The sequence below is a fragment of the Chryseobacterium sp. JM1 genome, from assembly GCF_000737715.1.
Classification (GTDB): domain Bacteria; phylum Bacteroidota; class Bacteroidia; order Flavobacteriales; family Weeksellaceae; genus Chryseobacterium.
Genome location: NZ_JPRN01000003.1, coordinates 426370 through 450241 on the forward strand (window position 1 = coordinate 426370; position 23872 = coordinate 450241).

Below are 23872 nucleotides of genomic sequence, written 5' to 3' on the forward strand. Positions count from 1 at the left end.
TTGAGGAAATCCATACTGGCCAGACTGAATAACTGGATTATATTTTTACTGATGACCATTGTGGTGGTGACCATTGTGGTGGCCTCAACGATTCTGATCAATTTTCTGAGAAAAGAAGAGATCAAAAGGGTAGATATTCTGGTAAGTGCCCTGAAGTTTCAGCAGGAAGTAACCCCCAGCCTTGAAGTTCAGGAACTGATCCTCAAAATATACAGCTCCAATACCACCATTCCAATGGTCGTACTGGACAGGGATGACCGGCCGATGGTTCATAAAAATATTCCTCAGGAGATTGAAAGCGATCCGGTGCAGGTTACCATTCTGGCCAAGAAAATGGCGAAAAGTTATCCGCCCATTGAAATTAAAGTACCCGATGGGAATAATCAGTTTGTGTATTATGACAACTCGCAGATACTTAATAATTTACGGTATTCACCTTATATATTAGGATTTTTTATTCTATGTTATTTCCTGTTTTCATTCTGGTTTTTAAGAACGATCAAGAAAACGGATGAAGGTTATCTCTGGGCCGGACTGGCAAAAGAAACGGCACACCAGATCGGAACTCCATTATCCTCTATGATAGGTTGGATGGAGATCATGAAGCTGGATAATCCGGAATCGGAAGGCGTACATGAAATAGAAAGAGATATTGAAAGACTGAGGACCATTTCCGAGCGTTTTTCAAAAATCGGTTCTATTCCTGAGCTCAACGATCTGAATTTTAATGAAACCATCTCCGAAAACTATGATTATCTGAAGACAAGGATTTCAAAGAAGATCAATTTTACACTTCATCTTCCCACTTACACCATTCTGGTTCCCCACAACAAAATCCTGATGAGCTGGGTGATTGAAAACCTCGTTAAAAATGCTGTGGATGCCATGAAAGGAGAAGGAATACTGGATATGTATGTTTTCGAAAGAAATAAAAATATTCTGATCGAAGTCAAAGATACCGGAAGCGGAATGACCAAGCAGCAGGCAAGAAATGCTTTTAAACCGGGCTATTCAACGAAGAAAAGAGGTTGGGGATTAGGACTTTCCCTGGCCAGAAGAGTGATTCATGAATACCATAACGGAGATATTAAAATTTCGCAAACTGAGGTAGGAAAAGGGACTACGTTTAGAATAACGGTAAAAAAAGCTTAAAAAATAACCTTCCATTGCAGATAAGTTGAAACCAGCTCAGGATCAAACCTTATAGGTTTTCAAAACCTATAAGGTTTCTTTAGCTTACAAAATAATATTTCATGAGATATTAAAATTTTCTCGGAGTAATTATCATCTTCTCCCACAGTCTTCTATTAAAAAAAAGTTAAACCCCTTTTCATTATCATCATTTTTTCCAAATTATAAGTAGTTTCGCGATTCGTTCAATTCTGCGTTTGAGAGTCGGAGCGTTATAGGGTTTAAAAGTAACATAGTTACTGGTTCAAATCTCAGAACTCATATTCCGAAACATATCTGAAATCTGATGTCCGAAATCTGGCATCTTGAATCTCGAATCACATTACAAATCAATTTAATACAATAAAAAATTATGAAGAAAAGTGTTAAGGTTTTTACAATGTTGTTTTTATTCTTAATTAATTTTTTTAACGCGCAGCAGGTGCGTGATTTTGAGATAGAGCCGCCTCTTAGTCCGAACCTTTATTTATACAAAACATTCGGCATTTTTGGCGGCAAAGAATATTCAACCAATGCGCTTTACCTGATTACCAAGAAAGGGGTGGTGTTATTTGATGTTCCATGGCAGAAATCCCAGTATCAAAGCCTTATGGATACCATCAAAAAGCATCACGATTTACCGGTGATTGCGGTATTTGCAACCCATTCCCATTCTGACAGAGCCGGAGATCTGAGCTTTTACAATAATAGAGGAATTGATACCTATGCTACTGAAAAAACGAATGAATTACTAAAGAAAGAAGGTAAAGCGACATCCAGTAAGATCATAAAAACCGGAAAGAAATATAAAATCGGAGGCGAAGAATTTACGGTAGACTTCCTTGGAGAAGGGCACACCGCGGATAATGTAGTGGTATGGTTTCCAAAATATAACGTTCTGGATGGTGGCTGCTTAGTAAAAAGCAGTTCTGCAGTTGATCTTGGGTATACAGGAGAAGCCAATGTACAGCAATGGCCATCGACGATGCAAAAACTGAAAGCCAAATACCCGGCCAGTGCCAAAGTAATTCCGGGCCATGATGAATGGAAAGGCAACGACCATGTGAAGCATACGCTGGAACTCTTAGAAAAGCAAAGCGGTAAATAAAAAATACAAAAAGCGGAGAAATTTTCTCCGCTTTTTTATTGACCATTAATTTTTCAGTGTATTATTTCTTTCCTGTCAGCCACTGAGTTTGCAGTTTCAGTTCTGCCGGAGTAGGATTGGCTTTATACTGCAGGCTTTCAATCGTCATTTTGTCTAAAATAGCTTTTCCTTTAAGTTCTATTTTATCAGTCTTGTCGCCATTTTTTCTAAGGATGGTCACGGTAACGTTCTGTCCTTCCTTAATTGATTTCGAGTAATTGATGAAATCCTGCATTTTCTGAATATCGATTGTTTTTCCATCCAGAGCAAGAATTTCATCTGTAATCTTGAATCCTATGCTTTTCGCAAAAGGTGATAGTGCTGAGCTTTCATCAAAGATAAACGTGTTGTTCTTATCGTTATAACCTGTCTGATTCGGGTCTTTAATGAACCAGAACAATGGAGGTGTATCTTTCTTTTTCGCTTCTACGCCTACCATATTCAGATATTCTGCATAAGGTGTAGGCTGGTTTCCTGCGATATATTTGTTATAGAACTCCTTTACCTGAGGATATCCGGTTACGGTTACCAATTCGTCGATCAGTTTGTCATCTTTGAAAGGTTTGTTTTCCCCGAATCTCTGAGACAGTTTTCTGATCATATCACGGTATCCCATTTCCCCATTAGATAGTTTTCTCAGTTCAATATCCAGACACATAGCCAGTAAAGCCCCTTTTTCGTATACGTTTCTGTACTGATCTTTGTATGCGTCCTGCAGGATATTTTTACTCATCACCGTAAACGGCATCGTATCGTCATAACTCTTGGAATTGGTGATCTTTTCATTCATTCTCTGAAGGAATTCGTCTTTATTGATCAGACCTTCCTGGATTTGGAAAAGATTCGCAAAATATTCTGTTCCTCCTTCATACATCCAAAGGTGCTGAGACATTTTCGGATCTGCATAATCGAAATAATGAATCTCTTCAGAATGCGTTTTCAAAGGATTCACTGTGTGGAAGAATTCATGGGAAACAACATCTGTAATGGTTTTGTCAATCGCTTCTTTCGGCATCATTTCAGGAAGGACCACACTGGTGGATTCATGATGCTCCAATGCTCCGAAACCTTTGATTTTTGGTCCGTCACCTCCTGAAAGGTAAAGCATGATCGCATATTTTTTATTGGTATTCATGTCACCCAGGAATTTCTTCTGAGCCTGTACCATTTTTTCAAGATTCTCTTTAAAGTCTGCGGCTTTGTATTTTCCGGTTGGAGAATAAACGCCCAGTACCAGATCCATTCCTCCTGCATTGAAGGTGATATAATCCGGTTTGGTGTACATCAGCGGAGAATCCGTTACTTTAGCATAATTAGCCAGCGTAAACGTATCTGTCGCTTCAGATTTGTCCTGATCTACCAAAGCTGTTGTTCCATAAAAACCTGCCGGCTTCTGAACGATAAGCTGATACGGAACATCCTGCATATTGTCGATATATCCGATGAAACCATGGGTATTGATCATAAAGATTTTTCCTTCCTCAATATCAGTTCCTGACGGAGAAAATACGGCTTTGTGTTTTGAACTGTCCATTTCATCATCAAAACTGTCATTCACCAGATAAGTTACTTTGGTTAAATCTTTAGCGTTTTTTAATGAATAGGTATTGTCATTTACTTTGGTGTACGCAATTTCTCTTCCTTTGTTGTCCGTAAACTTGATGCCTTCCACAAATCTTCCGTAGTCATCTACAGAATACGTACCGGGAACGGTTTTCGGAAAATGGAATTTGATGTCTCCAGATTTCATTTTCGGGAATTCCATGGTAACGGCTACCTTGTCGTCTTTGACATTCACAAGGTCAATCGTGGTTTTTATGGATTGGGCATTGGCCAGAAATGCGGCGAATAAACCCAGGCTGATTGCTGTTTTTCTCATTAGGTTTAAATATTATAGTTAAATAGTAGTTTTTTTAATCGTTTTGTTACGAAATGTAATATTAAACTTTTCTTAAAATTTTTAAACGCGAAAGATGAGTGAAATAAAAAGGACAAATTCGCTTATTGTCAAATTTGCCCTTTTACAGTTTTATGATTACTGAACGTTCTTATAATTGATATAATAGTTCTTGTTGAATTCTATCGGGGTAGACTTTTTCAGTTGTACAGTCTGCCAGCTTTCTGTTGGATTGATCGTTTGATCTCCGTTAACGATCACCGGAAGTTTAAGATCCTTCACCCCATTGGTGTATCGGAATTTTAAAGAGGTTCCGTTTTGCGAATACTCAAGAGTAGGGATTTTAACGGTTCTCAAATATTGATTGAAAATACTTGATAGATCAATTCCTGATTTTGAAGACATATAATCTTCAATCTGCTTGGTGGTAACGGTTTGATGATAAAAATCTTTATTCATTCCTCTCAGAATCTGTCTGAATTTCTCATCATTGTTGATCACCTGTCTGATGGTGTGGATCATGCTGGCTCCTTTTGGATACATATCGCCGCTGCCTTCATTTCTCACACCGTATTGTCCGATGATAGGAACATCATTCTGGATGTTTCCACGGATTCCTATGGCATATTGATCAGCCGATTTTTTATCCATGTATTTTTCTGTGAAAAGAACCTCGGAATACATGGTGAAACTCTCATGAATCCACATATCCGCCTGATCTTTTGCCGTGATATTATTGGCATACCATTCATGTCCGCTTTCGTGGATGATAATGTAATCCCAGTTAAGGCCTACGCCCGTTCCCGAAAGGTCTCTGCCCAGATAACCATTGGTATAGCCATTTCCATAAGCTACGTTACTTTGATGTTCCATGCCCAGATAAGGTGAATCAACCAGTTTGTAAGAATCTTCATAGAATGGATAAGGTCCGAACCAGTATTCAAATGCAGACATCATAGGTTTTACCTGCTGAAACTGTTTTTTTGCTTTTTCAAGGTTGTAATCCAATACCCAGTAATCCAGATCCAGTTTTCCTTTTTCCCCGGTAAATGTATCTTTAAAATTGACGTATTTCCCAATATTCGGGATGATAGAGTAGGCATTAATCGCATTTTTTACCTCCCAGATATAAGCCGTTTTATTGCCTTCTGCTTTTTTACTGATCAGTCTTCCGTTTCCTACGCCTACAAGATCATTCGGCGTAATGATTTTCATAATGATCCCGTTTTCAGGTTCATCGCTCCAGATATCTTTTGTCGGAAGCCAGATAGATGCTCCAATTCCTTCATCGGCAACACTCATCCACGGATTTCCTTTTTCATCCTTAGCGAAAACCCAGCCTCCGTCCCACGGTGCATTTTTTGCAATCACAGGATTTCCGGAATAGGTAACGTCAAGCGTAAATTTTTCTCCTTTTTTGAAGTTCTTTTTGGCGGTAACAAAAATAAAATCACCATCCTGCTTATAGTTGGCAATAGGAAAATTACCTTCCACTTTATCAGCTTTCATCGGCTGTTGCAGGTCGATCTGGAAAACAGGGTTTGCAATATCTTTGGTGATCTCAAAGCTTATTTTATTATATCCTTTAATGCTTTTCTTGGCAAAATCAGGTTCTACGGAAAGATCATATTTTTTGACATCCCAAAAATTTCTGAATTTCGTATCAGAACCTTTCAGAGTATCTTGTTTGGTGAAAACTTTATCCTTTTCAAAGAACTGTCCGAAGACCAGCCCCGAAGCAAATAAAAGTGTATATGTCAGCTTTTTCATTTAAAATCAAATTAAATTCTACCAAAAATAGAAAAATTAATGTCAATAATTTAAATGTAAGCACAAATAATTTTATTCTACGTGCTGAAATAGATGATCCAAAACAAGGCGCTTACATATATCCAGAATAAAGAGAAAATGATATGGATAACGGTTTCAAAAGCTTTTCCCTTCCATAATTCTGAGGAATATCCAAAAAATTGAATAAACAATCGGGTAGTCCAGAAGACCGCTAACCCAAGGGTGATTTTTTTACCCAAACCGGCTTCTGTCAGTTCATGCGGAGAGGTTAGGCAAAGTAAGCCCATAAGAAATACGGTTAAAGCAATGAAAATGGTATGAACTCTCATCATTTCCCGGTTCATCAGGCTTAATGACTGAAGTTCCTTTTCCCAGTTAAAATATTTAGGAAAAATAAGATGTACAAATGCCAAAGCAATGAAAAGGGTTCCGATGATTTGTAAATGCAGTTCCATAGCATGAGATGATTACGGGTTACAAATAAAAATTGACATAAAAGGGGTGAGTTTTACCTCTTTGAAAGATGCAAAACCAGCATGGCTAAAAGCATTTTTCCATACCGCTTTTGAAAAAAAGTGGGTGAAGCCTACAGAAAAAGCCAGAAAATTAGGGAAATCTCGCAGGTGTTCTACCATGATTATTTTTCCTTCGGGTTTGCATAAGCGGTGACATTCTTTCAGGAACTGGATTTTTTCTTCATTTGACCTTATTTCGTGTACCGCAGAAAGCAGGAAAATAAGATCAACTGACTGATCAGGCAAAGGCATTGAATTAGACTGCATCTGTTGGGTGTCAGGATATACAATGCTCACTTTTCGGGCTCTTACTATAGCCGGTTCTGTATGTCGTTTCGCATCATAAAAATCAAATACTTTTAAATCAGACTGCGGAAAATTATCTTTAATAATATAGCTCGTTTCATCAAAACCTGCATTGATATTTAAAATCTTTTTTACTTTAGATTCATCAATTGAACAATCTTTCAGCCATTGAAAATCATAATACCCCGAAAAGTCATAGACATAGGCTGATACGATTAAGGGCATGATCAATCCGTAAAGAAATGCAGCGATAATGACCCAGTATAGAAGATCTGACCATCCAAACAGTTGGTGGCTGACCGTGATTAAAGCTAAAATCCCTATTCCTATGATGTAAAAATGGCGGTTGAAGCTTAAAATATTTAAGACACCCTGAAATGGTCTTCTTGTTGTTTCCATGATTCAATTTTTCCTTTTTTCCAGTAGTATGGAATGTTTTTAATGATAAAAGCATTGGCTAAAACAGGGTTTTCCAGTTTAAGCGTGTCTAAAAATCCGAAATGGTAATCAAGAATTTCTACCGGTGAGGGAGTCCAGTTTTGTCTTACCCCTTCGATGATAAGAACTTTCCGGGTTTCTTCATTGTAGGTAAAAGTAAAAGGCAGTGGTCCTGCAAACCTTCTTGCTTCTTTCCAGTCTGCAAAAGGAGAATGGGGAGGAAGCGATATATTTTCTTCTGTTTTGCTGATGCTGACTTTAAACCCGGACTTCACAGACTGTATTTCTTTTACATTTTCTGTTTCCGTCTGCTGAATGTCTGTTGTGGAGTAATTGTAATGAGTGAATACATTACCCATGAATTCCATTTTCTTTTTATCTGTTTCAGATTTAAGAATATACAGCCCGCGCAGTTTTTTTCCGGTATTGCTCCTATATCTTACAAATACCCGGTAGCCGATCAGGAAGAAATCATTTCCCATGAATTTTGGAAAGCCTTTTGGACGTAAATCTTTTGTCTGAACCATGGCTGCTGCTACAAAAGCCCATTGATCCTGAAAAGTATCGAGTTCCAGACATTCCGGAATAAGATGTTGCAGTTGTTCTTTAGGAACGGCAAAGGTCAGAACAAGAGAACTTTCGAAAAAAGCTTCAACAGCGAACGGATGATTTTTTAAAAAGTCAAACATGATGATTTAGTTTTTTGGGATTCAGATGAAATTCATTAAAATAAATAAGCAGAATAAAGAGGAAGGCAAACAGTGAATTGAATCTACCCCAAAGCAGTAAATCCGGAGCCAATATAAATTCAAGCATGTTCATCGCTCCAATAATGGTGATTTGGGCAAGTGCATTAAATCTGGAATTAATCCCTGTTAATATCCATACCGCCATCACTATTTCTGAACATCCGATCAGAATCGTTAACAGTCTTGAATAATCACCACCTAAAATTCTGGCAACAATTTCTTCATGACGCGGAACAAAGTTCAATACCTTACAGAAAAGGCCATTGATGATCCAGACTGTGGCAATACCGTAATTGATGGTGTTATAGATGCTTTTCATGGGTGAAGAATTGGTCTTATTAATTTCTATTCAAAGATAGAAATATTTTTGAACTTTCAGTAATTATTGAAAATAAAATATAAAAAAACAACCCTTTTGGTGTAAAGAGTTGTTTAGTAATGTTTTATATTTTAATTTAAACTGTATTATTGTACAGTTGGTAGATTTGCAGCGTTTTTCTGAACCTTTTTGTAGGTGTAAGCACACATGATAATACTGAATTCATAAAGAATAAGTAATGGTAAAGCAGCCATGATCATACTTAAAACATCGGCCGGTGTAATAATTGCGGCAACAACCATGATCAGTACAATCGCGTGACGACGGTAAGTCTTCATAAACATAGGCGTCAGAATACCAATACTCGTCAGGAAATAGATCAGAATAGGGAAGAGGAAGATAACCCCCATACCTAGAATAACCTGTAAAAATAGTGTGGTATAGTCGCTTAAGTCATAAAGCGGAATAATAATATCTGAGATCTTGAAAATAACTCCAAAATTAACAGCGAACGGAAGGATTAGGAAATAACCGCATAAAACGCCGGTCATAAACAGAATCCATACAGCATTGATAATAAAGATTGAGTTTTTTCTCTCTTTCGGATGAAGAGCAGGTCCGATAAATCTCCACAGTTCCCATACAATATAAGGAAAAGCTCCTACGATACCTCCGAAAACGGAAACAGCCATCATGACGTTGAACTGCTGGTAAAGTCTCTGTACACGAACGGGAAACTCTTTCGGAAGGTGAATACTGTCTTCCCCCAAAAGCATCCTTGAAAAGTGGTTGACTACCCTGAAAGTTGGAAAATCATTTCTTGTCGGTCCAAAAAAGATGTGGTCCATGATCCAGTTGATATTGAATCCTACGGCAAAAGCTACCACTATAATAGCAATAATTGAGCGGACAAGATGACCTCTTAATTCTCCAATATGCCCCAGGAAGGACATGTCTTTTTTTTCGTCCATATACTACAGTCTATCTAATAATAGTAAACTCGTCAGAGTTAAGCTGTTTAAGTTTGCGAAATTATGAAATAATAATCAGTATTCAGAATTATTGGGAATGATTTTGTGTAAGTTTATAAGGACAATACCTTTATGTTTGATTTTCAGAAAAGAAACAGACGGTATTTTGAGGAATACCGTCTGTTGATTTATTGTTTACAGATGAAGATGACTTTAATTGGAATTAATTAATCCCTTCATCAAGCAGCTTATGCAGATCAATGATCCCGAAATATTTTCCGTTTTCTGTGACGATCAACTGGCCGATATTATTTTCTTTCAGAATTTTCATGGCGTCTTTAGCCAGCGTATCTCTTTCAATGGTTTTAGGATGGGCAGACATGATGTCTCTGGCCTGAACCTTAGCAATATCGTCTCCCTTCATCAGCATTCTTCTTAAATCACCGTCTGTAATCACTCCGATGATCTTTTCATCATGAGTGACCACTGTAATTCCGTGGCTGGATGCACTGATCGAGATAATCACGTCTCTTACCGGCGCATTTTCCTCTACCTGAGGTTTTTGTGGAGATAAAAACTGATCAACCTTTGAAACAAGATTCTTTCCTAAGCTTCCCCCCGGGTGAAATTTAGCAAAATCATTCTCTCTGAAATCATTAAGTTCCATTAAAGCAACGGCCATCGCATCTCCCAGAGCCATCTGAATCGTGGTAGAACTTGTAGGAGCCAGCTTGTTCGGGCAGGCTTCTACATCTACGTGGGTATCCAGGACAATTTCAGAGAATTCTGCAAGTTTGCTCTTCTTATTTCCGGTCATCCCTATCAATGCGGAAGAATAATCTTTCAGAAATGGGACAAGATTCGCTATTTCCGGTGAATTTCCGGAGTTGGAGATGCATAAAACAACATCCTGCTTCTGAATTACCCCCAAATCTCCGTGGATCGCTTCGGAAGCATGAAGAAACTGTGACGGTGTTCCCGTAGAATTTAAAGTGGCTACTATTTTATTGCCTACATGGGCAGATTTCCCGATTCCCACAACGATTAACTTCCCTTTTGCCGAATGAATAATCTCTACTGCTTTGGCAAAATCTTCATCTATCCTGTTCTTTAATTTTTCAAGTTCTGAAATTTCTATCTCTAAAGTGCTCTTCGCAATTGAAATAATGTCGGTTCTTTCCATTTTATAAGTATAAGGTATACAAAAAATCCAATGAAAAACGTTATATTTAAAAAAGAATATTTAATATAAGTTTTATTTTTTATAAATTCGTTCGCTTTTATTTTAAGCAGAATTTTTATAACTTTGGGTTGGATGCAAATTTAGCAATAGAAAATTAGATGAGCGCAAAAAAAGCCAATTTATCAGGCGAATTGAAAAAGTATTTCGGGTTTTCTACATTTAAAGGCCAGCAGGAAGAAATTATAGAAAACCTACTTAGTGGGAAGGATATATTTGTCTTAATGCCAACAGGAGGAGGTAAGTCATTGTGCTACCAACTTCCGGCACTTATTTCAGAAGGCACGGCAATCGTAGTTTCGCCTTTAATAGCGTTAATGAAGAATCAGGTAGATGCGGTAAACGGTCTTTCATCTGATGACGGGGTGGCACACGTTTTAAATTCATCATTAAACAAAACACAGACAAAACAGGTCTTTGATGATATCAAAGGCGGTAAAACCAAGCTTTTATACGTAGCTCCGGAATCATTGATTAAAGATGATTATCTGGATTTTCTGAGAGAAGTGAAGATTTCTTTCGTAGCCATTGATGAAGCACACTGTATTTCTGAATGGGGACACGATTTCAGACCTGAGTACCGGAACCTGAAATCTATCATCGACAGGATTGCCGATGTTCCGGTGATCGCTTTGACAGCCACCGCAACACCAAAAGTTCAGGATGACATCCAGAAAACTTTGGGAATGACGGATGCGCTGGTTTTTAAAGAAAGCTTCAACCGTCCCAATCTATATTATGAGGTACGCCCAAAAGTCAATGTAGATAAGGAAATTGTGAGATTTATCAATCATCACAAAGGAAAATCAGGAATTATATACTGTCTGAGCCGAAGAAAGGTGGAAGAATTTGCCCAGCTGTTGCAGGTCAATGGCATTAATGCGCTTCCTTATCACGCCGGTCTTGATCAGAAAGTAAGAGTTGCCAATCAGGATAAATTCCTGATGGAGGAAGTAGATGTGATCGTGGCAACCATTGCATTCGGGATGGGAATTGACAAACCGGATGTGCGTTTTGTGATCCATTACGATTTTCCAAAATCTCTTGAAAGTTATTACCAGGAAACCGGAAGAGCAGGAAGAGACGGTGGCGAAGGCTATTGTCTTGCATTTTACGATCCTAAAGATATTGAGAAACTTGAAAAATTCCTTGCCCAGAAACCTGTTTCCGAAAGAGAAATCGGGCTTCAGCTTTTAAATGAAGTGGTAGGTTATGCCGAAACTTCAATGAGCCGAAGACAATATATTCTGTATTATTTCGGGGAAAATTTTGATCCGGTAAAAGGAGATGGCGCCGACATGTGTGACAATTCCTCCGATCCTCCAAAATTAAAAGAAGCTACGGCAGATCTGAGAAAAGTGCTGGAACTGATCAGAGATACCCAGGAAAAATTCAAGTCGAAAGATCTGATCTCCGTGATCGTCGGAAAAGAAAATGCCGTTACCAAATCCTATAAACTGGAACAGACTTCTCATTTCGGTTTCGGAAAAGAGGAAAAAGATAATTACTGGAAAACCATTTTAAGACAGGCTACCGTTCAGGGGTATCTGCAGAAAGATATTGAAACGTATGGCGTTTTGAAAATGTCGGATAAAGCAAGAAATTTCCTGGATAATCAGCCTAAAGAACCATTTCTAATAGCTGAAGACCGTGAATTTGACCTTTCCCAGACCAAAGCGGAGAGCGAGCAGGTACAGCTGCAAGCCAGCAGCGGACTCGATCAGAATCTGTTCGGTCAGTTAAAAGACCTGAGAAAAAAAGTAGCCAAGAAATATGGAATTCCGCCTTATACGGTTTTCATGGACCCGAGTCTGGAAGATATGACGGTTCAGTATCCGGTTTCGGTGGATGAGATTGCAAAAATCTATGGAGTAGGAGAAGGAAAAGCCAAAAAATATGGTAAGGAATTCGCAGACTTCATTAAAACCTACGTTGAAGCTAATAATATCGAGCGTACCCAGGATATGGTGCTTAAACAGGTGGCTAATAAATCCAGCCACAAGGTTTTCATCATTCAGAGTACCGATAAAAAGATAGATCTTGAAGATATTGCAAGGGCGAAAAACCTTTCGATGACCGAACTTTTAAAAGAAATGGAAAGCATCGTTTATCAGGGAACAAAGCTGAATATCGATTATTATATTGAAGATAATTTTGATGAAGACATTGTAGACGGCTTCATGGAATTCATGACCGAATCTGAAAGCGACAGCATGAAAGTGCTTCTCGATGAATTTGGAGATGAACTTTCGGATGAAGAGGTAAGAATGCTGAGAATAAAATTCATCAGTGATGTAGCTAATTAAAACAGTGGTTTTTAAAATAACAGAGCTCTTCCACGGAAGGGCTTTTTTTGATTAAATTCAAAATTCAAGGTTAAAAGTTTAGAAAAATCTGTTCAATCTGTACAATCAGCGTGATTTTTTTTCACCATTAAGATCAATGAAGAATATAAGAATAGTTAAGAAAAATCTAAAGTTTTTTTAAGCTAGATCCTTAAAGCGAAGCTCAGCTAAATATTCTTAAAACCTTAAAAAACCTTAATGGTTCATTTTTTTACCTCCCGCAGATTTCGCGGATGACACAGATTTTTTATTTTTTCACCATTAAGATCAATGAAGAAGATAAGAATAGTTAAGAAAAATCTAAAGTTTTTTTAAGCTAGATCCTTAAAGCGAAGCTCAGCTAAATATTCTTAAAACCTTAAAAAACCTTAATGGTTCATTTTTTTACCTCCCGCAGATTTCGCGGATGACAGATTTCGCGGATGATGCAGATTTTTTATTTTTTCACCCTTAAGGTCAATGAAGAGAAAAAGAATAGTTAAGAGAACATTTAAAGATTTTTTAAGCCATACTTTTTTATCATAAAGTTTAAACTGCTGAGAAAAACCAGCCACAACGTGGCGATTTAGCCCAAGATAGGATGCAGTCCTATCAGATTCTCAAACCATTCAGCTCTATACGGCATATACTAATCGTAAAAGTTTTTTTCAAAAATACTTTTATATCGTTTAAGGTTCTAAAAAGCAATACTATTGTTATTTAGGCCGACCAGTCAATCATTATTTGAAACTTACCAAAACTTTTTACTAATTTTACAGAGATGAAAAAGATTTCTGTCATATTTATTCTGCCGGATCTGGAAACCGGTGGTGCAGAAAGGATTGTTACCACCATTGCGAATCACCTGTCCAGAGATCTGTTTGAACCTAAAATCCTGCTGCTCCGCAAACAGGGCGGATATCTTAATTTTCTGAAAAAAGATGTTGAAATCATTGACATCAATACGGAGCGCATCAGACATTCCTTAAAGCCTATTCTGGGTGAAATCTACAGACGGAAACCTGACATCGTGTTTTCAGGTTTTGGTGAAGTGAATGCTTATCTGGCTCTATTTATCAGACTTTTTCCGAGAACAAAATTCATCGCCAGAGAGACCAATGTGGTGACACAGCATGTGACCAGAAAAGAAATTAAATTTTTCTATAATTTTTACAATAACTATCAGAAGATCATCGCACAAAGTGATGATATGATGAATGATCTTGTCGATAATTTCAATATTAAGAAAAAGAAAATTGTCAAGATAAATAACCCTGTAGATTTTGATTTCATAAACGAAAAACTGGCCATTTCCACCAAGCCGGACTGTTTCAAATACAATTACAAAAACGTAGTAGCAATCGGAAATCTGTCTTCGAGAAAAGGCTTCGACAATCTTCTGAAAGTGTTTTCAAGACTTAAAAACGAAAATATCCTGCTTCATATTCTGGGCAACGGTAAAGACAAAGATGTTCTGCTTCAGATGAAGGATTTTCTGGGATTAAAGAATGTCATTTTTCATGGCAAAAAGGACAATCCTTATCAGTATCTGAAATATGCGGATCTTTTTATCCTTTCTTCAAGGTATGAAGGTTTCCCGAATGTGCTTCTGGAAGCAGGAGCGTGCGGAACCTATTCTCTGGCCAATAACTGTCCCGGAGGGATCAATGAGATCATTCAGCATCAGATCAATGGTGAAGTTTCCAATATTGAAGAGTATGAAGATTTTTCACAGAAAATAATGAAGGTTCTTCAGGGGAATTATAACCGGGATGCGATAAAAAATTCAATCAGGTCCAGATTTTCAAAGGATATCATTCTCGATAAATATGAAAAGGTTCTGATGGATATGATGAAGAAATAAGGGCTGGATTTGCTTTATGACTTCATATTTTTCTACATTTGGCCTTCATTAATTTTATTAAAATCAATATTCATCAATGAATAAAATCCCCAAAATTGGATGTGCTTGCGAAAAGCCAACTTCTGATTATACTGAATTCAGAAGTTCAGAATTAGGCATAGACCATACTAACGGAAGATACGCGGAAGTAACGATTCAGCAGTGCAAACTTTGTCAAAGAATATGGGTTCGTTATTTCGTTGAATTCGAGCATTTTTCCAAGTCGGGAAGATGGTACAAAGGCATCGTTACGAAAAAAGACCGCTTACAGATGACCCCTGAAAATACAGTTGACTATTTGGAAAGCCTTGAATGGTATGTGTATGGAGGTTCGTTTTTTGAAAGTGCCGGAATGTTTGGATCCGGAAAAATGAACGTAGATGCGTGATTTCTGTTATAAAGTGAAAATATAAATGAGAATATATGTTCTATTGATTATTTTAGGATGATAATACATTCCATAGAAATAATTGAAATTTTTTAACCATGACTAGCGAATTAAAACAGGAAATATACAATAAGTATAGAAGTTATCTTGCTGAAAATTATAATGAAAAATACATCTATCGACTCATCATTCAGGAGGGGTATGATCAAAAAGATGTAGATGAAGTCATGAAAGATATTCATGCTGAGAAACAAAAAGCCATAAAACAAAAAAATAAATACCGTTCTGTTATAAGCATCGTATTATATATAGCAGGTACTGTGGTTCTCTTGGCAGGAATGGTAATGATTACTTTAGGAGGAATTAGAATTGGAATTCCTTTGATTATTCTTGCTGTCATTATATGGATCAATGCAAACAGATAACACTTGTTTTTTTAAAATTCCAAATTCATCTGTAAACTTGACAAAACTCACTTGGGGGTGTGGCAATTAATCAGTAAATTTGTGATTACTAAGTAAGATAATAACAAACAAATTCATACAATAACATGAGTCAATTCGATGTTACCGTAATCGGTTCTGGTCCTGGAGGTTATGTAGCTGCTATCCGTGCAGCTCAGTTAGGTTTCAAAACAGCAATTATTGAAAAATATTCAACTTTAGGCGGAACTTGTCTTAACGTTGGATGTATCCCGTCAAAAGCACTTTTAGACAGTTCTGAACATTTCGAAAATGCAAAACATAATTTTGCAGGTCACGGAATCATTATCAATGAGCCACAGGCTGATATTGCTAGAATGGTTGCCCGTAAAAACGAGGTGGTAGATCAGACTACTAAAGGAATCCAGTTTTTGATGGACAAAAACAAAATCACTGTTTTTGAAGGTTTGGGAAGCTTCGAATCTGCTACTCAGATCAAAATCACGAAAAACGATGGTTCTTCTGAAACCATTGAATCTAAATATACCATCATTGCAACAGGTTCTAAGCCGTCTTCACTTCCTTTCATCAGCCTTGATAAAGAAAGAGTGATCACTTCTACAGAAGCGTTAAACCTTAAAGAAATTCCTAAGCACCTGGTAGTAATCGGTGGTGGGGTAATTGGTCTTGAGTTAGGTTCTGTATATTTAAGATTGGGAGCTCAGGTAACTGTTGTTGAATTCATGGATAAAATCATCCCTGGAATGGACGGTGCATTGAGTAAAGAATTGACTAAAGTTCTTAAAAAGCAGGGAATGAAGTTCATGCTTTCTACCGCTGTATCTGCCGTGGAAAGAAATGGCGATACTGTAAAAGTTACTGCTAAAGATAAAAAAGGAGAAGAGGTAGTTGTAGAAGGAGATTACTGTTTAGTTTCTGTAGGAAGAAAACCTTATACAGACGGTCTTGGTCTTGAAAAAGCAGGAGTAGAACTTGATGAAAGAGGAAGAGTAAAAACAAATGACCATTTACAGACTAACGTTGCCAACATCTATGCAATCGGTGACGTGATCAAAGGAGCAATGCTTGCTCACAAAGCCAGTGAAGAAGGAACTTTGGTTGCTGAAATCATTGCAGGTCAAAAACCACATATCAACTATAACTTAATCCCTGGTGTTGTATACACTTGGCCTGAAGTTGCCGGAGTAGGTAAAACAGAAGAGCAGTTGAAAGAAGAAGGAGTGGCTATTAAAGTAGGCTCTTTCCCAATGAGAGCGTTAGGTAGAAGCCGTGCAAGTGGTGACGTTGATGGTCTTGTGAAAATCATTGCAGACGAGAAAACAGATGAGATTTTAGGAATGCACATCATTGGAGCAAGAGCAGCAGACCTTATCGCTGAAGGCGTAATTGCAATGGAATTCCGTGCAAGTGCTGAAGATGTGGCAAGAAGTTCTCATGCGCACCCAACATATGCAGAAGCTATTAAAGAAGCTGCATTGGATGCTACAGGTAAGAGACCTATCCATATCTAATTTTTAATTGAAAGATTTAAAAATTTAAATAATAAAACAAATTAAAGAGAAGTAGTATGCTTCTCTTTTTTTTGGCATAAAAATGGAGATCGACAAAGCAAATTTATTTTATGAAGAAATTTTTTATAGGTTTAGCGTTTTTTGCGGCAATATATTCGTTTGCTCAGGAAGCAGGAAAGGCGGGTGAGCTTTTAAAAAATGAAGCTTCCGCAGCAGAAATGCAGGTTTCCGGAAATACAAAGTCAAAAGGGAAGGGTTTTGATCAGTCAAAATATAATCAAACAGATAATTCAAACCATACATCAAAAAATCCAAACTATCAGTGGAATAAAAACTATGGATACGCAGAAGTTTTTCTGAGAATCCCTGAGCAAGGCTTTTTCACGGTTGAAATTGGTGATCAGATGATCTCAAACGGTTCCGGAAAATACCGGTTTTTTGACCTTCAATCCGGTAAAATACCTGTATCGATCTATGAAAATGGATTTTTGTTGTACAGAACAACTTTAATGCTACGGAATAACAACAGAATGGTTTTGGATTTCTTCACCAATGAAGGCCTTTACTTACTGGATCTTTACCCTGTTAAAAGCCAGTCTTACGGTTTCAATGACTGGAATGATGTCTGGAATAATCCTTATGGAAATCATCCGGAAGACGGATATAATTCAGGAAATGTGATGGATAATAATACTTTCCGTCAGTTTTTTGATATGTTGCAGAAAAACGAAAAGTTTGATGATGGTAAACTTGCTTTGATCAATCAGCAGATGCGCAGCTCTCTGTTCACTTCAGCGCAAATCAGAGATCTGGTGAAATATATCAGTTTTGATAACAATAAACTGGCACTGGCTAAATCGATGTACAAAAGATGTGCAGATAAAAACAGGTATTTCTTAGTTTACGATGCGTTTGATTTTGAAAACAGCAAGAGAGAACTCATGGAGTTTGTCGCAAAATCTTAGAATATACAGAGAAGCAGTCATGTTTCTCTTTTTTGTTTAAAATTCAGATTAAGACTAAAAGCAAATTACGGCTTCAGAATTTATCAATAAGTTTATCATGATTGAAGCCAAAGCGTTTTTATCAATCTTCGAAATGAGCATCAGTGAAGCGGCTTATGCAATAGGCATCAGTGATCCTTCTTACTTCGCGAGGTTTTTTAAAAAGCAATCCGGAATGTCTCCCCGTGAATACCGGAAAATGATTGATTTGTCCTCATAATTGTCTCTTTTGACCTATTTTTGAACCCTGAACAATCCCGATATTTGAATAAGAATAAATTTAAAATATCAGCATTATGGAAAACCAGCAACTGGATCTGTACTTAAAGAGAATACAGGCAGAACAACCAGCAGAAAATATAGGGAAATTAGACCTTCTGAAAAAACTTCATCAGCTGCATCCTAAAAATATTACTTTTGAAAATATAGAAACATATACCGGAGAAACACCTTCATTACAGCTGGATGCTGTCTTCAATAAATTGGTTACGCGCCAGAGAGGAGGGTATTGCTATGAGCAGAATTCATTGTTCAAAGATGTTTTGGAGACTTTAGGCTTTACCATGAAAATGCATCTGGCCAGAGTGGTTTGGGGCAGTAAGGACGGAACCGGAACCGCCCGCTCCCATATGATGCTCACCACAGATATAGACGGTGTGAAATACCTTGTCGATGTCGGATTTGGATCTATGACCCTTACTTCCCCGATTATACTGAAGTCAGATATCGAGCAGGAAACACCAAATGGTCTGTTTCGCTTGATAAAAACAGAAGATTTTTACAGATTGGAAGTTTTAAAGGATGAATGGCTGCCTATTTATAAGTTTTCGCTGGAAGAAGTGGAGCGATCAGATCTGGAAATGGCCAATTGGTATATTGCGACCGGTCCGGGTTCAATGTTTAGCCAGTTTTTAATGATCACCAGAGTGGATGAAGAGGCTAGATATGCTCTTTTTAACAGTACATTGAATATCCGATGGAACGACGGGCGAAAAGAAAGTTCAGAGATTACAGAGCTGGATCAGCTGGTTTTTACCATCAAAACCTATTTTAATCTTCATCATCTTTCTGATGAGTTACTGGAAAAAGTATACGGAAAACTGTAGGAAATCAAGACCCATTTCAGTGTAACGCAATAGAAATTGAGACCAAAATTGAAAGAGAAGTTGAGGCTTCTCTTTTTTATTGTATCAGATGATTGGTTTTATTTCCAGCCTTAACAACTCTTTAATCTAAGAAAGCAAAAAGTTATTGAAAACCGAAGATATAATTAAGAGAACTGTTAAAAATGAATAGCCAGTAGTAACTTCCAGTCTCCATCTTCAAGCTTCCTGCTCCATTAATCTTAGTTAAATAAGATATGTAGTTTTAAAATCTTCAATTTTCCGTACCTTTGTGGCTAATTTTATATTCAATGCAACTCGGAAAAACCCAGACTTTAAAAATTTCAGACAAAAACTATTCAGGATGGATCCTTAAGGATGAATCAGGCGAAAAAGCTTTCCTGCCTAAGGTTTTCACCAGCGATGAAAAAGAAATTGATGATGACGTTGAAGTTTTTGTCTATCAGGACGACGGCAAATTAAAGGCAACCACTGAAATTCCTTTAGCGGAAGTAGGTCAGTATGCTGTAATGAGCTGTGTGCAGAGTCTTCCGAGCGGGGCATTTATGGATTGGGGAATCATTAAAGACCTTTTTATCCCTTACAAACAGCAGAAATCCAAAATTATAGAAGGAAAAAGATACCTGGTTTATCTTTATGTAGATGAAGCCCTTGATCTGATCACAGGAACTACAAAATTCAAAAGAAATCCACAGTACCAGGATCTTCCTTTGCAAAAAGGAGAGAAAGTAGATCTGATCATGATGAATGAAAGTGAATTGGGCTGGAATGTGGTGATCAATAAGCAATATATCGGACTTATTTATGCATCTGATGTGTTCAAAAAACTGTATCCTTTATCAGAAGAAGGAGGATATATCAAGGATATCCGTGAAGATGGTAAGATTGATGTGTCTCTACAGCCTGAAGGTTTTGAAAACATAGACGAATTTAAACAGAAAATTCTGGATAAACTGGATGAGAACTACGGACTTCTTTATCTTTCAGACAAGTCTTCTCCGGAGGAAATCAAAGCTGAACTTCAGATGAGTAAAAAGAACTTTAAAAAGGCACTCGGCGGACTTTATAAAGATAAGATCGTCGATATTTCAGATGATAAAATCAAATTAGTGTAAAAATAAAAAAGGGCAGAATCTTCTGCCCTTTTTTTTGCTTTTAGGCAGTATTCCGAAACTTTCCAGCTCTCAAATCTGCCTTTCCACCTCTCCAGTGGTTTTAGCGATTCCAAGGATAATTCAATTAGTAAGTTTCGTATTTATTTTTCATCTTAACCCAAACTCAGGTTAAAACAATTCATATCCAAAACTCTTCAACACAAAAACGCTCCTATTCTCAAACTCTTCCCTCGTTCCTTCATCTGTAACTTCAAGCTTCTACAGCTACTTTTACCTCAATTCCCTCAAACTGAACATCAAAAACATGATGTAAGTCATAACAATTTTGTTTAATTATTTTGTTTAACAATTTTGTCAAAAACAGAATTTGATTTACATTTGCACAAAATTGTTTAACAATAATGTCAAATCAAGCGAAAAAAGACCAAACACAGGAATTGATCAAGGAGACAGCGAAGAATTTATTCTTTGTGAAGGGGAAGTTTGATGCTACTACCCAGGAGATTGCCGATGAAGCCGGAGTGAACAGAACATTGATTAACTATTATTTCCGTTCAAGGGATAATCTGATTCAGATCATTTTTGACGAGGCTCAGAGAGTGGAACAGGAAAAATCTAAGATTATTCAGGATGCAGATCTTCCTTTCAAAGTAAAGATCAGCAAGTTTATAGAAAGCAGTCTTTCTACCAGCCTTCAGTATCCGTATCTGGAAACCTACATTGTTTCACAGATCAATAAGGGAAACTGTCATCAGAGAGAAATAGAAGAAGATGTACTGAATACGCTGTATAAAGACATCGAAAAAGAAATGGAATTGGGAAATATAGAAAAAATGGCGCCGGTTCAGTTTATTCTGAATATGGTTTCGCTGCTCGTATTCCCAAGTGCTGTAAGGCCTTTATTTATGGAGAATCTGATGATCAGTGATCAGGAATATGACCAGATTATTTCCGAAAGAAAAGAGATCATTATCAACATGCTTTTTAAAAATTAAAAAAATGTTAAAGTATTTTAAGAAATGATACGTCCTTTAGAAACAAAAGCCTTGACGAAAAAAATTACATTAAAAAAATAAACGAAGTATACAATTATGAAAAGAAAACGTATAACTGCTAATAAGCTAAAAATTGGGATAGCTGCAGCATTTATGATTTTCGGCTTTTCATCGGTATCTGCCCAGCAGCAGGTTTCTTTACAGGAAGCCATTAAGCAGGCACTGCAGAATAAAGCAGAAGCCAAAAAAGCGGCACTACAGATTAAAAAAGCTGAATATAAGATTGATGAGGCCAGAGCCGGTGCTTTACCGCAGATCACTGCCACAGCCGGTTTAACCTACAATCCTGTTATTCAGGAGTCTTTGCTTGAATTTGGCGGAGAAAGAATCAGAGCACAACTGGGACAGCCCTGGAGCTCAACGGCTTCCGTACAGCTTCAGCAGGCTTTATTTGACCAGAGAGTTTTCACAGGTCTTAAAGCGGCAAAGTCTACCAGAGAATTCTATGTTCTGAATGCTCAGCTGACGAATGAACAGATCATTGAAAATGTGGCAACAGCCTATTATCAGGTATTTGTACAGGTTGAAAATCTGAAAACGGTAGAAGCGAGTTACGCCAATACGGAAAGAGTAAGAAACGTGATTAAAAGTTTAGTGGATAATGGTCTTGCAAAAGCCATCGACTTAGACCGTACCAACGTACAGCTTACCAATATCGGTTCAAACAAGCAACAGCTGATCAATTCCGTTGAACTTTCAAAAAATGCTTTGAAATTTTATATGGGAGTTCCCATCGGAAATGATATTGTACTTGAAGAAAAAACAATCGAGCCAAAACCAGAACTTATTGCAAGTACAGTGAACCTGGATGACCGTACAGAGATCAAAGTTTTAAATAAAAACAGAGAACTTCTTCAGTTTAACAAAAAAGCAACGGAAGCTTACCTTTATCCTACCGTTAGCCTTACAGCCAACTATGGATGGGCTGGTATGGGAAAGAAATTTCCTTTGACCAATGGTCTTAACAACGGAGTTCTTTGGAGCGACTATTCAGCGATAGGGTTGAACATCAATGTTCCTATTTTCACCGGTGGTGCTACAAAAGCTAAAATTCAGCAGGCAGAAATAGATATTCAGGATCTTGATCAGGATATTCAGAACAAGCAGCTGAGTCTGAGTTTGGATTATAAAAATGCAATCACGAATATGGAGAATTCTATCATCAATATTCAGAGCATGAAAGATAACGTTGAGCTTGCAGAAAGAGTACAGAAGAATACACAGTCCAATTACCAATACGGTTTGGCAACACTTACCGAAGTGCTGGATTCTGAAAACGCTTTGACACAGGCAAAACAGAACTATTCAAACGCATTGCTGGATTACAAACAGGCTGAAATTAAACTCATAAAAGCTAAAGGGGAACTGAACACACTACAAAACTTATAATAAACTAAAATGAAAAAAACTTTAATATATATCATCGTAGCAGCGGTCTTAGTCGGTTTAGCGGCTTACAAGATTGCAGATAATAAAGAGAAACAGACCAAAGAAGTAAAGGAAGTTGCTAAACAGGTTGACAAAATCAACGTGAATGTAGTAACTGCTTCAAGAGAAAATATCAATACAGACTACTCAGCTAACGGAACCTTCATTCCAAAACAGGAAATGAACCAGTCTTCTGAAATTGCAGGACGTATCGTAAGCGTTCTGGTAAAAGAAGGATCAAGAGTTTCTGCAGGTCAGACTTTAGCGGTGATCAAAAAAGACGCTATCGAAGTTGACGTTTCTCAGGCTCAGAATAATTTACAGAATGCGATTATTGACAATCAGCGTTACGAAAGCGCCTTCAAAACTGGAGGAGTTACGAAACAGCAGGTTGACAACTCAAGACTGCAGCTGAAAAATGCACAGGCAGCTGTAAGAGCTCAGGGCGTAAGAGTGAACGACACCAGCATCCGTGCGGGAATCAGCGGTACGATCAATAAGAAAATGGTAGAGCCGGGAACTGTAGTTTCTGTAGGAACTTCTATGTTTGAAATTGTAAATATCAACAGCCTTAAACTATCTGTACTGGTAGACGAAAGCCAGGTGGGAAGAATTGCATTAGGTCAGGAGGTTCCGATCAATGTTAATGTTTTACCCGAAGATTCATTCAGCGGTAGAATTACATTTATTGCTCCTAAAAGTGATGCTTCTTTAAATTTCCCAGTTGAAATTGAAGTTCAGAACAGAGGAAACTTAAAAGCAGGTATGTACGCAACGGCTTTATTTAAAACCAATCACGGTGCTGAAACTCAGAATATGCTGACCATTCCGGCAGAAGCTTTTGTGAACGGAGTAAGTTCAGGGCAGCTATTTATCGTAAGCAATGGAACGGCTAAACTGATCAAAGTACAAACCGGAAAAGTATACGGTGACAAAGTTCAGATCTTAAGCGGACTGAATGGCGGAGAACAGGTAATCACCAGCGGACAGATCAACCTTGATAACGGTTCGAAAATCAACATCGTAAAGTAAGA

At 37.5% G+C, this 23872-nt stretch carries 22 protein-coding genes; 14 read left to right on the forward strand and 8 right to left on the reverse strand.

The features are described 5' to 3' along the window. The gene (locus IW22_RS06975; protein WP_034725249.1) at window positions 1–1152 is read left to right on the forward strand and encodes a sensor histidine kinase; all 1152 of its coding nucleotides are present in this window, start codon (window positions 1–3) and stop codon (window positions 1150–1152) included. Between the two features lie 391 nt (window positions 1153–1543). Beyond that, window positions 1544–2278: an IND family subclass B1 metallo-beta-lactamase gene (blaIND, locus tag IW22_RS06980; protein WP_034725250.1), complete on the forward strand. Its 735-nt coding sequence runs from the start codon at window positions 1544–1546 to the stop codon at window positions 2276–2278. Between the two features lie 61 nt (window positions 2279–2339). Here blaIND and IW22_RS06985 read toward each other — a convergent pair whose 3' ends face one another. The 8 genes from IW22_RS06985 to IW22_RS07020 all read right to left on the reverse strand — a co-directional run bounded on the left by IW22_RS06985 (window position 2340) and on the right by IW22_RS07020 (window position 10486). Next, entirely contained in the window at window positions 2340–4196 is a 1857-nt protein-coding gene (locus IW22_RS06985; RefSeq protein ID WP_034725251.1) for a PDZ domain-containing protein, read from the reverse strand. A 156-nt stretch (window positions 4197–4352) separates the two neighbouring features. Next, window positions 4353–5984, reverse strand: coding sequence for a M1 family metallopeptidase (locus IW22_RS06990; RefSeq protein ID WP_034725253.1), 1632 nt, complete (start codon window positions 5982–5984; stop codon window positions 4353–4355). Window positions 5985–6061: 77 nt separating this feature from the next. Then, the gene (locus IW22_RS06995; RefSeq protein ID WP_034725255.1) at window positions 6062–6460 is read right to left on the reverse strand and encodes a hypothetical protein; all 399 of its coding nucleotides are present in this window, start codon (window positions 6458–6460) and stop codon (window positions 6062–6064) included. A 12-nt stretch (window positions 6461–6472) separates the two neighbouring features. Beyond that, window positions 6473–7225, reverse strand: coding sequence for a class I SAM-dependent methyltransferase (locus IW22_RS07000; RefSeq protein ID WP_034725256.1), 753 nt, complete (start codon window positions 7223–7225; stop codon window positions 6473–6475). Further along, window positions 7189–7953, reverse strand: a complete 765-nt coding sequence (locus IW22_RS07005) for a DUF2071 domain-containing protein (protein ID WP_034725258.1) — start codon at window positions 7951–7953, stop codon at window positions 7189–7191. The genes IW22_RS07000 and IW22_RS07005 overlap by 37 nt, the downstream gene beginning before the upstream one ends. Next, window positions 7946–8332: a DoxX-like family protein gene (locus IW22_RS07010; protein ID WP_034725260.1), complete on the reverse strand. Its 387-nt coding sequence runs from the start codon at window positions 8330–8332 to the stop codon at window positions 7946–7948. Before IW22_RS07010 ends, IW22_RS07005 begins: the two co-directional genes overlap by 8 nt. Before the next feature lie 146 nt (window positions 8333–8478). After that, on the reverse strand, window positions 8479–9303 hold the full coding sequence (gene tatC, locus IW22_RS07015) for a twin-arginine translocase subunit TatC (RefSeq protein WP_034725261.1): 825 nt from the start codon (window positions 9301–9303) through the stop codon (window positions 8479–8481). Between the two features lie 223 nt (window positions 9304–9526). Continuing rightward, the gene (locus tag IW22_RS07020) at window positions 9527–10486 is read right to left on the reverse strand and encodes an SIS domain-containing protein (RefSeq protein ID WP_034725262.1); all 960 of its coding nucleotides are present in this window, start codon (window positions 10484–10486) and stop codon (window positions 9527–9529) included. 158 nt (window positions 10487–10644) lie between these two features. On the opposite strand from IW22_RS07020, the gene recQ reads away from it, so the two are divergent. The 12 genes from recQ (at window position 10645) to IW22_RS07080 (ending at window position 23870) form a co-directional block, all read left to right on the forward strand. Then, complete coding sequence (gene recQ / locus IW22_RS07025; RefSeq protein ID WP_034725263.1) at window positions 10645–12849, forward strand: DNA helicase RecQ; 2205 nt, start codon at window positions 10645–10647, stop codon at window positions 12847–12849. A gap of 799 nt (window positions 12850–13648) precedes the next feature. Beyond that, window positions 13649–14731: a glycosyltransferase gene (locus tag IW22_RS07035; protein ID WP_034725265.1), complete on the forward strand. Its 1083-nt coding sequence runs from the start codon at window positions 13649–13651 to the stop codon at window positions 14729–14731. Window positions 14732–14807: 76 nt separating this feature from the next. Continuing rightward, on the forward strand, window positions 14808–15158 hold the full coding sequence (locus IW22_RS07040; RefSeq protein ID WP_034725267.1) for a hypothetical protein: 351 nt from the start codon (window positions 14808–14810) through the stop codon (window positions 15156–15158). 98 nt (window positions 15159–15256) lie between these two features. Further along, complete coding sequence (locus tag IW22_RS07045; protein ID WP_034725269.1) at window positions 15257–15583, forward strand: hypothetical protein; 327 nt, start codon at window positions 15257–15259, stop codon at window positions 15581–15583. Between the two features lie 125 nt (window positions 15584–15708). Then, window positions 15709–17112: a dihydrolipoyl dehydrogenase gene (gene lpdA, locus IW22_RS07050; RefSeq protein ID WP_034725270.1), complete on the forward strand. Its 1404-nt coding sequence runs from the start codon at window positions 15709–15711 to the stop codon at window positions 17110–17112. 110 nt (window positions 17113–17222) lie between these two features. Continuing rightward, on the forward strand, window positions 17223–18077 hold the full coding sequence (locus IW22_RS07055; RefSeq protein ID WP_034725271.1) for a DUF4476 domain-containing protein: 855 nt from the start codon (window positions 17223–17225) through the stop codon (window positions 18075–18077). A 64-nt stretch (window positions 18078–18141) separates the two neighbouring features. Next, the gene (locus tag IW22_RS23970) at window positions 18142–18336 is read left to right on the forward strand and encodes a helix-turn-helix domain-containing protein (protein WP_228384020.1); all 195 of its coding nucleotides are present in this window, start codon (window positions 18142–18144) and stop codon (window positions 18334–18336) included. A gap of 76 nt (window positions 18337–18412) precedes the next feature. After that, a complete protein-coding gene (locus tag IW22_RS07060; protein WP_034725272.1) occupies window positions 18413–19222 on the forward strand; it encodes an arylamine N-acetyltransferase family protein in 810 nt (269 codons plus the stop codon). A gap of 308 nt (window positions 19223–19530) precedes the next feature. Further along, entirely contained in the window at window positions 19531–20355 is an 825-nt protein-coding gene (locus tag IW22_RS07065; RefSeq protein ID WP_034725273.1) for a S1 RNA-binding domain-containing protein, read from the forward strand. A gap of 401 nt (window positions 20356–20756) precedes the next feature. Further along, window positions 20757–21350 (forward strand): TetR/AcrR family transcriptional regulator, encoded by a 594-nt coding sequence (locus tag IW22_RS07070; protein ID WP_034725274.1) that lies wholly within the window; start codon window positions 20757–20759, stop codon window positions 21348–21350. Between the two features lie 96 nt (window positions 21351–21446). Beyond that, window positions 21447–22799, forward strand: a complete 1353-nt coding sequence (locus IW22_RS07075) for a TolC family protein (RefSeq protein ID WP_051891136.1) — start codon at window positions 21447–21449, stop codon at window positions 22797–22799. Window positions 22800–22808: 9 nt separating this feature from the next. Beyond that, window positions 22809–23870: an efflux RND transporter periplasmic adaptor subunit gene (locus tag IW22_RS07080; protein ID WP_034725275.1), complete on the forward strand. Its 1062-nt coding sequence runs from the start codon at window positions 22809–22811 to the stop codon at window positions 23868–23870. Window positions 23871–23872 lie beyond the last annotated feature (2 nt).

Bases quoted from the DNA above. Each gene is read 5' to 3' on its own strand.
- blaIND (WP_034725250.1), top strand. From the start codon at position 1,544: ATGAAGAAAAGTGTTAAGGTTTTTACAATGTTGTTTTTATTCTTAATT.
- IW22_RS06985 (WP_034725251.1), bottom strand. From the start codon at position 4,196: ATGAGAAAAACAGCAATCAGCCTGGGTTTATTCGCCGCATTTCTGGCC.
- IW22_RS06990 (WP_034725253.1), bottom strand. From the start codon at position 5,984: ATGAAAAAGCTGACATATACACTTTTATTTGCTTCGGGGCTGGTCTTC.
- IW22_RS06995 (WP_034725255.1), bottom strand. From the start codon at position 6,460: ATGGAACTGCATTTACAAATCATCGGAACCCTTTTCATTGCTTTGGCA.
- IW22_RS07000 (WP_034725256.1), bottom strand. From the start codon at position 7,225: ATGGAAACAACAAGAAGACCATTTCAGGGTGTCTTAAATATTTTAAGC.
- IW22_RS07005 (WP_034725258.1), bottom strand. From the start codon at position 7,953: ATGTTTGACTTTTTAAAAAATCATCCGTTCGCTGTTGAAGCTTTTTTC.
- IW22_RS07010 (WP_034725260.1), bottom strand. From the start codon at position 8,332: ATGAAAAGCATCTATAACACCATCAATTACGGTATTGCCACAGTCTGG.
- tatC (WP_034725261.1), bottom strand. From the start codon at position 9,303: ATGGACGAAAAAAAAGACATGTCCTTCCTGGGGCATATTGGAGAATTA.
- IW22_RS07020 (WP_034725262.1), bottom strand. From the start codon at position 10,486: ATGGAAAGAACCGACATTATTTCAATTGCGAAGAGCACTTTAGAGATA.
- recQ (WP_034725263.1), top strand. From the start codon at position 10,645: ATGAGCGCAAAAAAAGCCAATTTATCAGGCGAATTGAAAAAGTATTTC.
- IW22_RS07035 (WP_034725265.1), top strand. From the start codon at position 13,649: ATGAAAAAGATTTCTGTCATATTTATTCTGCCGGATCTGGAAACCGGT.
- IW22_RS07040 (WP_034725267.1), top strand. From the start codon at position 14,808: ATGAATAAAATCCCCAAAATTGGATGTGCTTGCGAAAAGCCAACTTCT.
- IW22_RS07045 (WP_034725269.1), top strand. From the start codon at position 15,257: ATGACTAGCGAATTAAAACAGGAAATATACAATAAGTATAGAAGTTAT.
- lpdA (WP_034725270.1), top strand. From the start codon at position 15,709: ATGAGTCAATTCGATGTTACCGTAATCGGTTCTGGTCCTGGAGGTTAT.
- IW22_RS07055 (WP_034725271.1), top strand. From the start codon at position 17,223: ATGAAGAAATTTTTTATAGGTTTAGCGTTTTTTGCGGCAATATATTCG.
- IW22_RS07060 (WP_034725272.1), top strand. From the start codon at position 18,413: ATGGAAAACCAGCAACTGGATCTGTACTTAAAGAGAATACAGGCAGAA.
- IW22_RS07065 (WP_034725273.1), top strand. From the start codon at position 19,531: ATGCAACTCGGAAAAACCCAGACTTTAAAAATTTCAGACAAAAACTAT.
- IW22_RS07070 (WP_034725274.1), top strand. From the start codon at position 20,757: ATGTCAAATCAAGCGAAAAAAGACCAAACACAGGAATTGATCAAGGAG.
- IW22_RS07075 (WP_051891136.1), top strand. From the start codon at position 21,447: ATGAAAAGAAAACGTATAACTGCTAATAAGCTAAAAATTGGGATAGCT.
- IW22_RS07080 (WP_034725275.1), top strand. From the start codon at position 22,809: ATGAAAAAAACTTTAATATATATCATCGTAGCAGCGGTCTTAGTCGGT.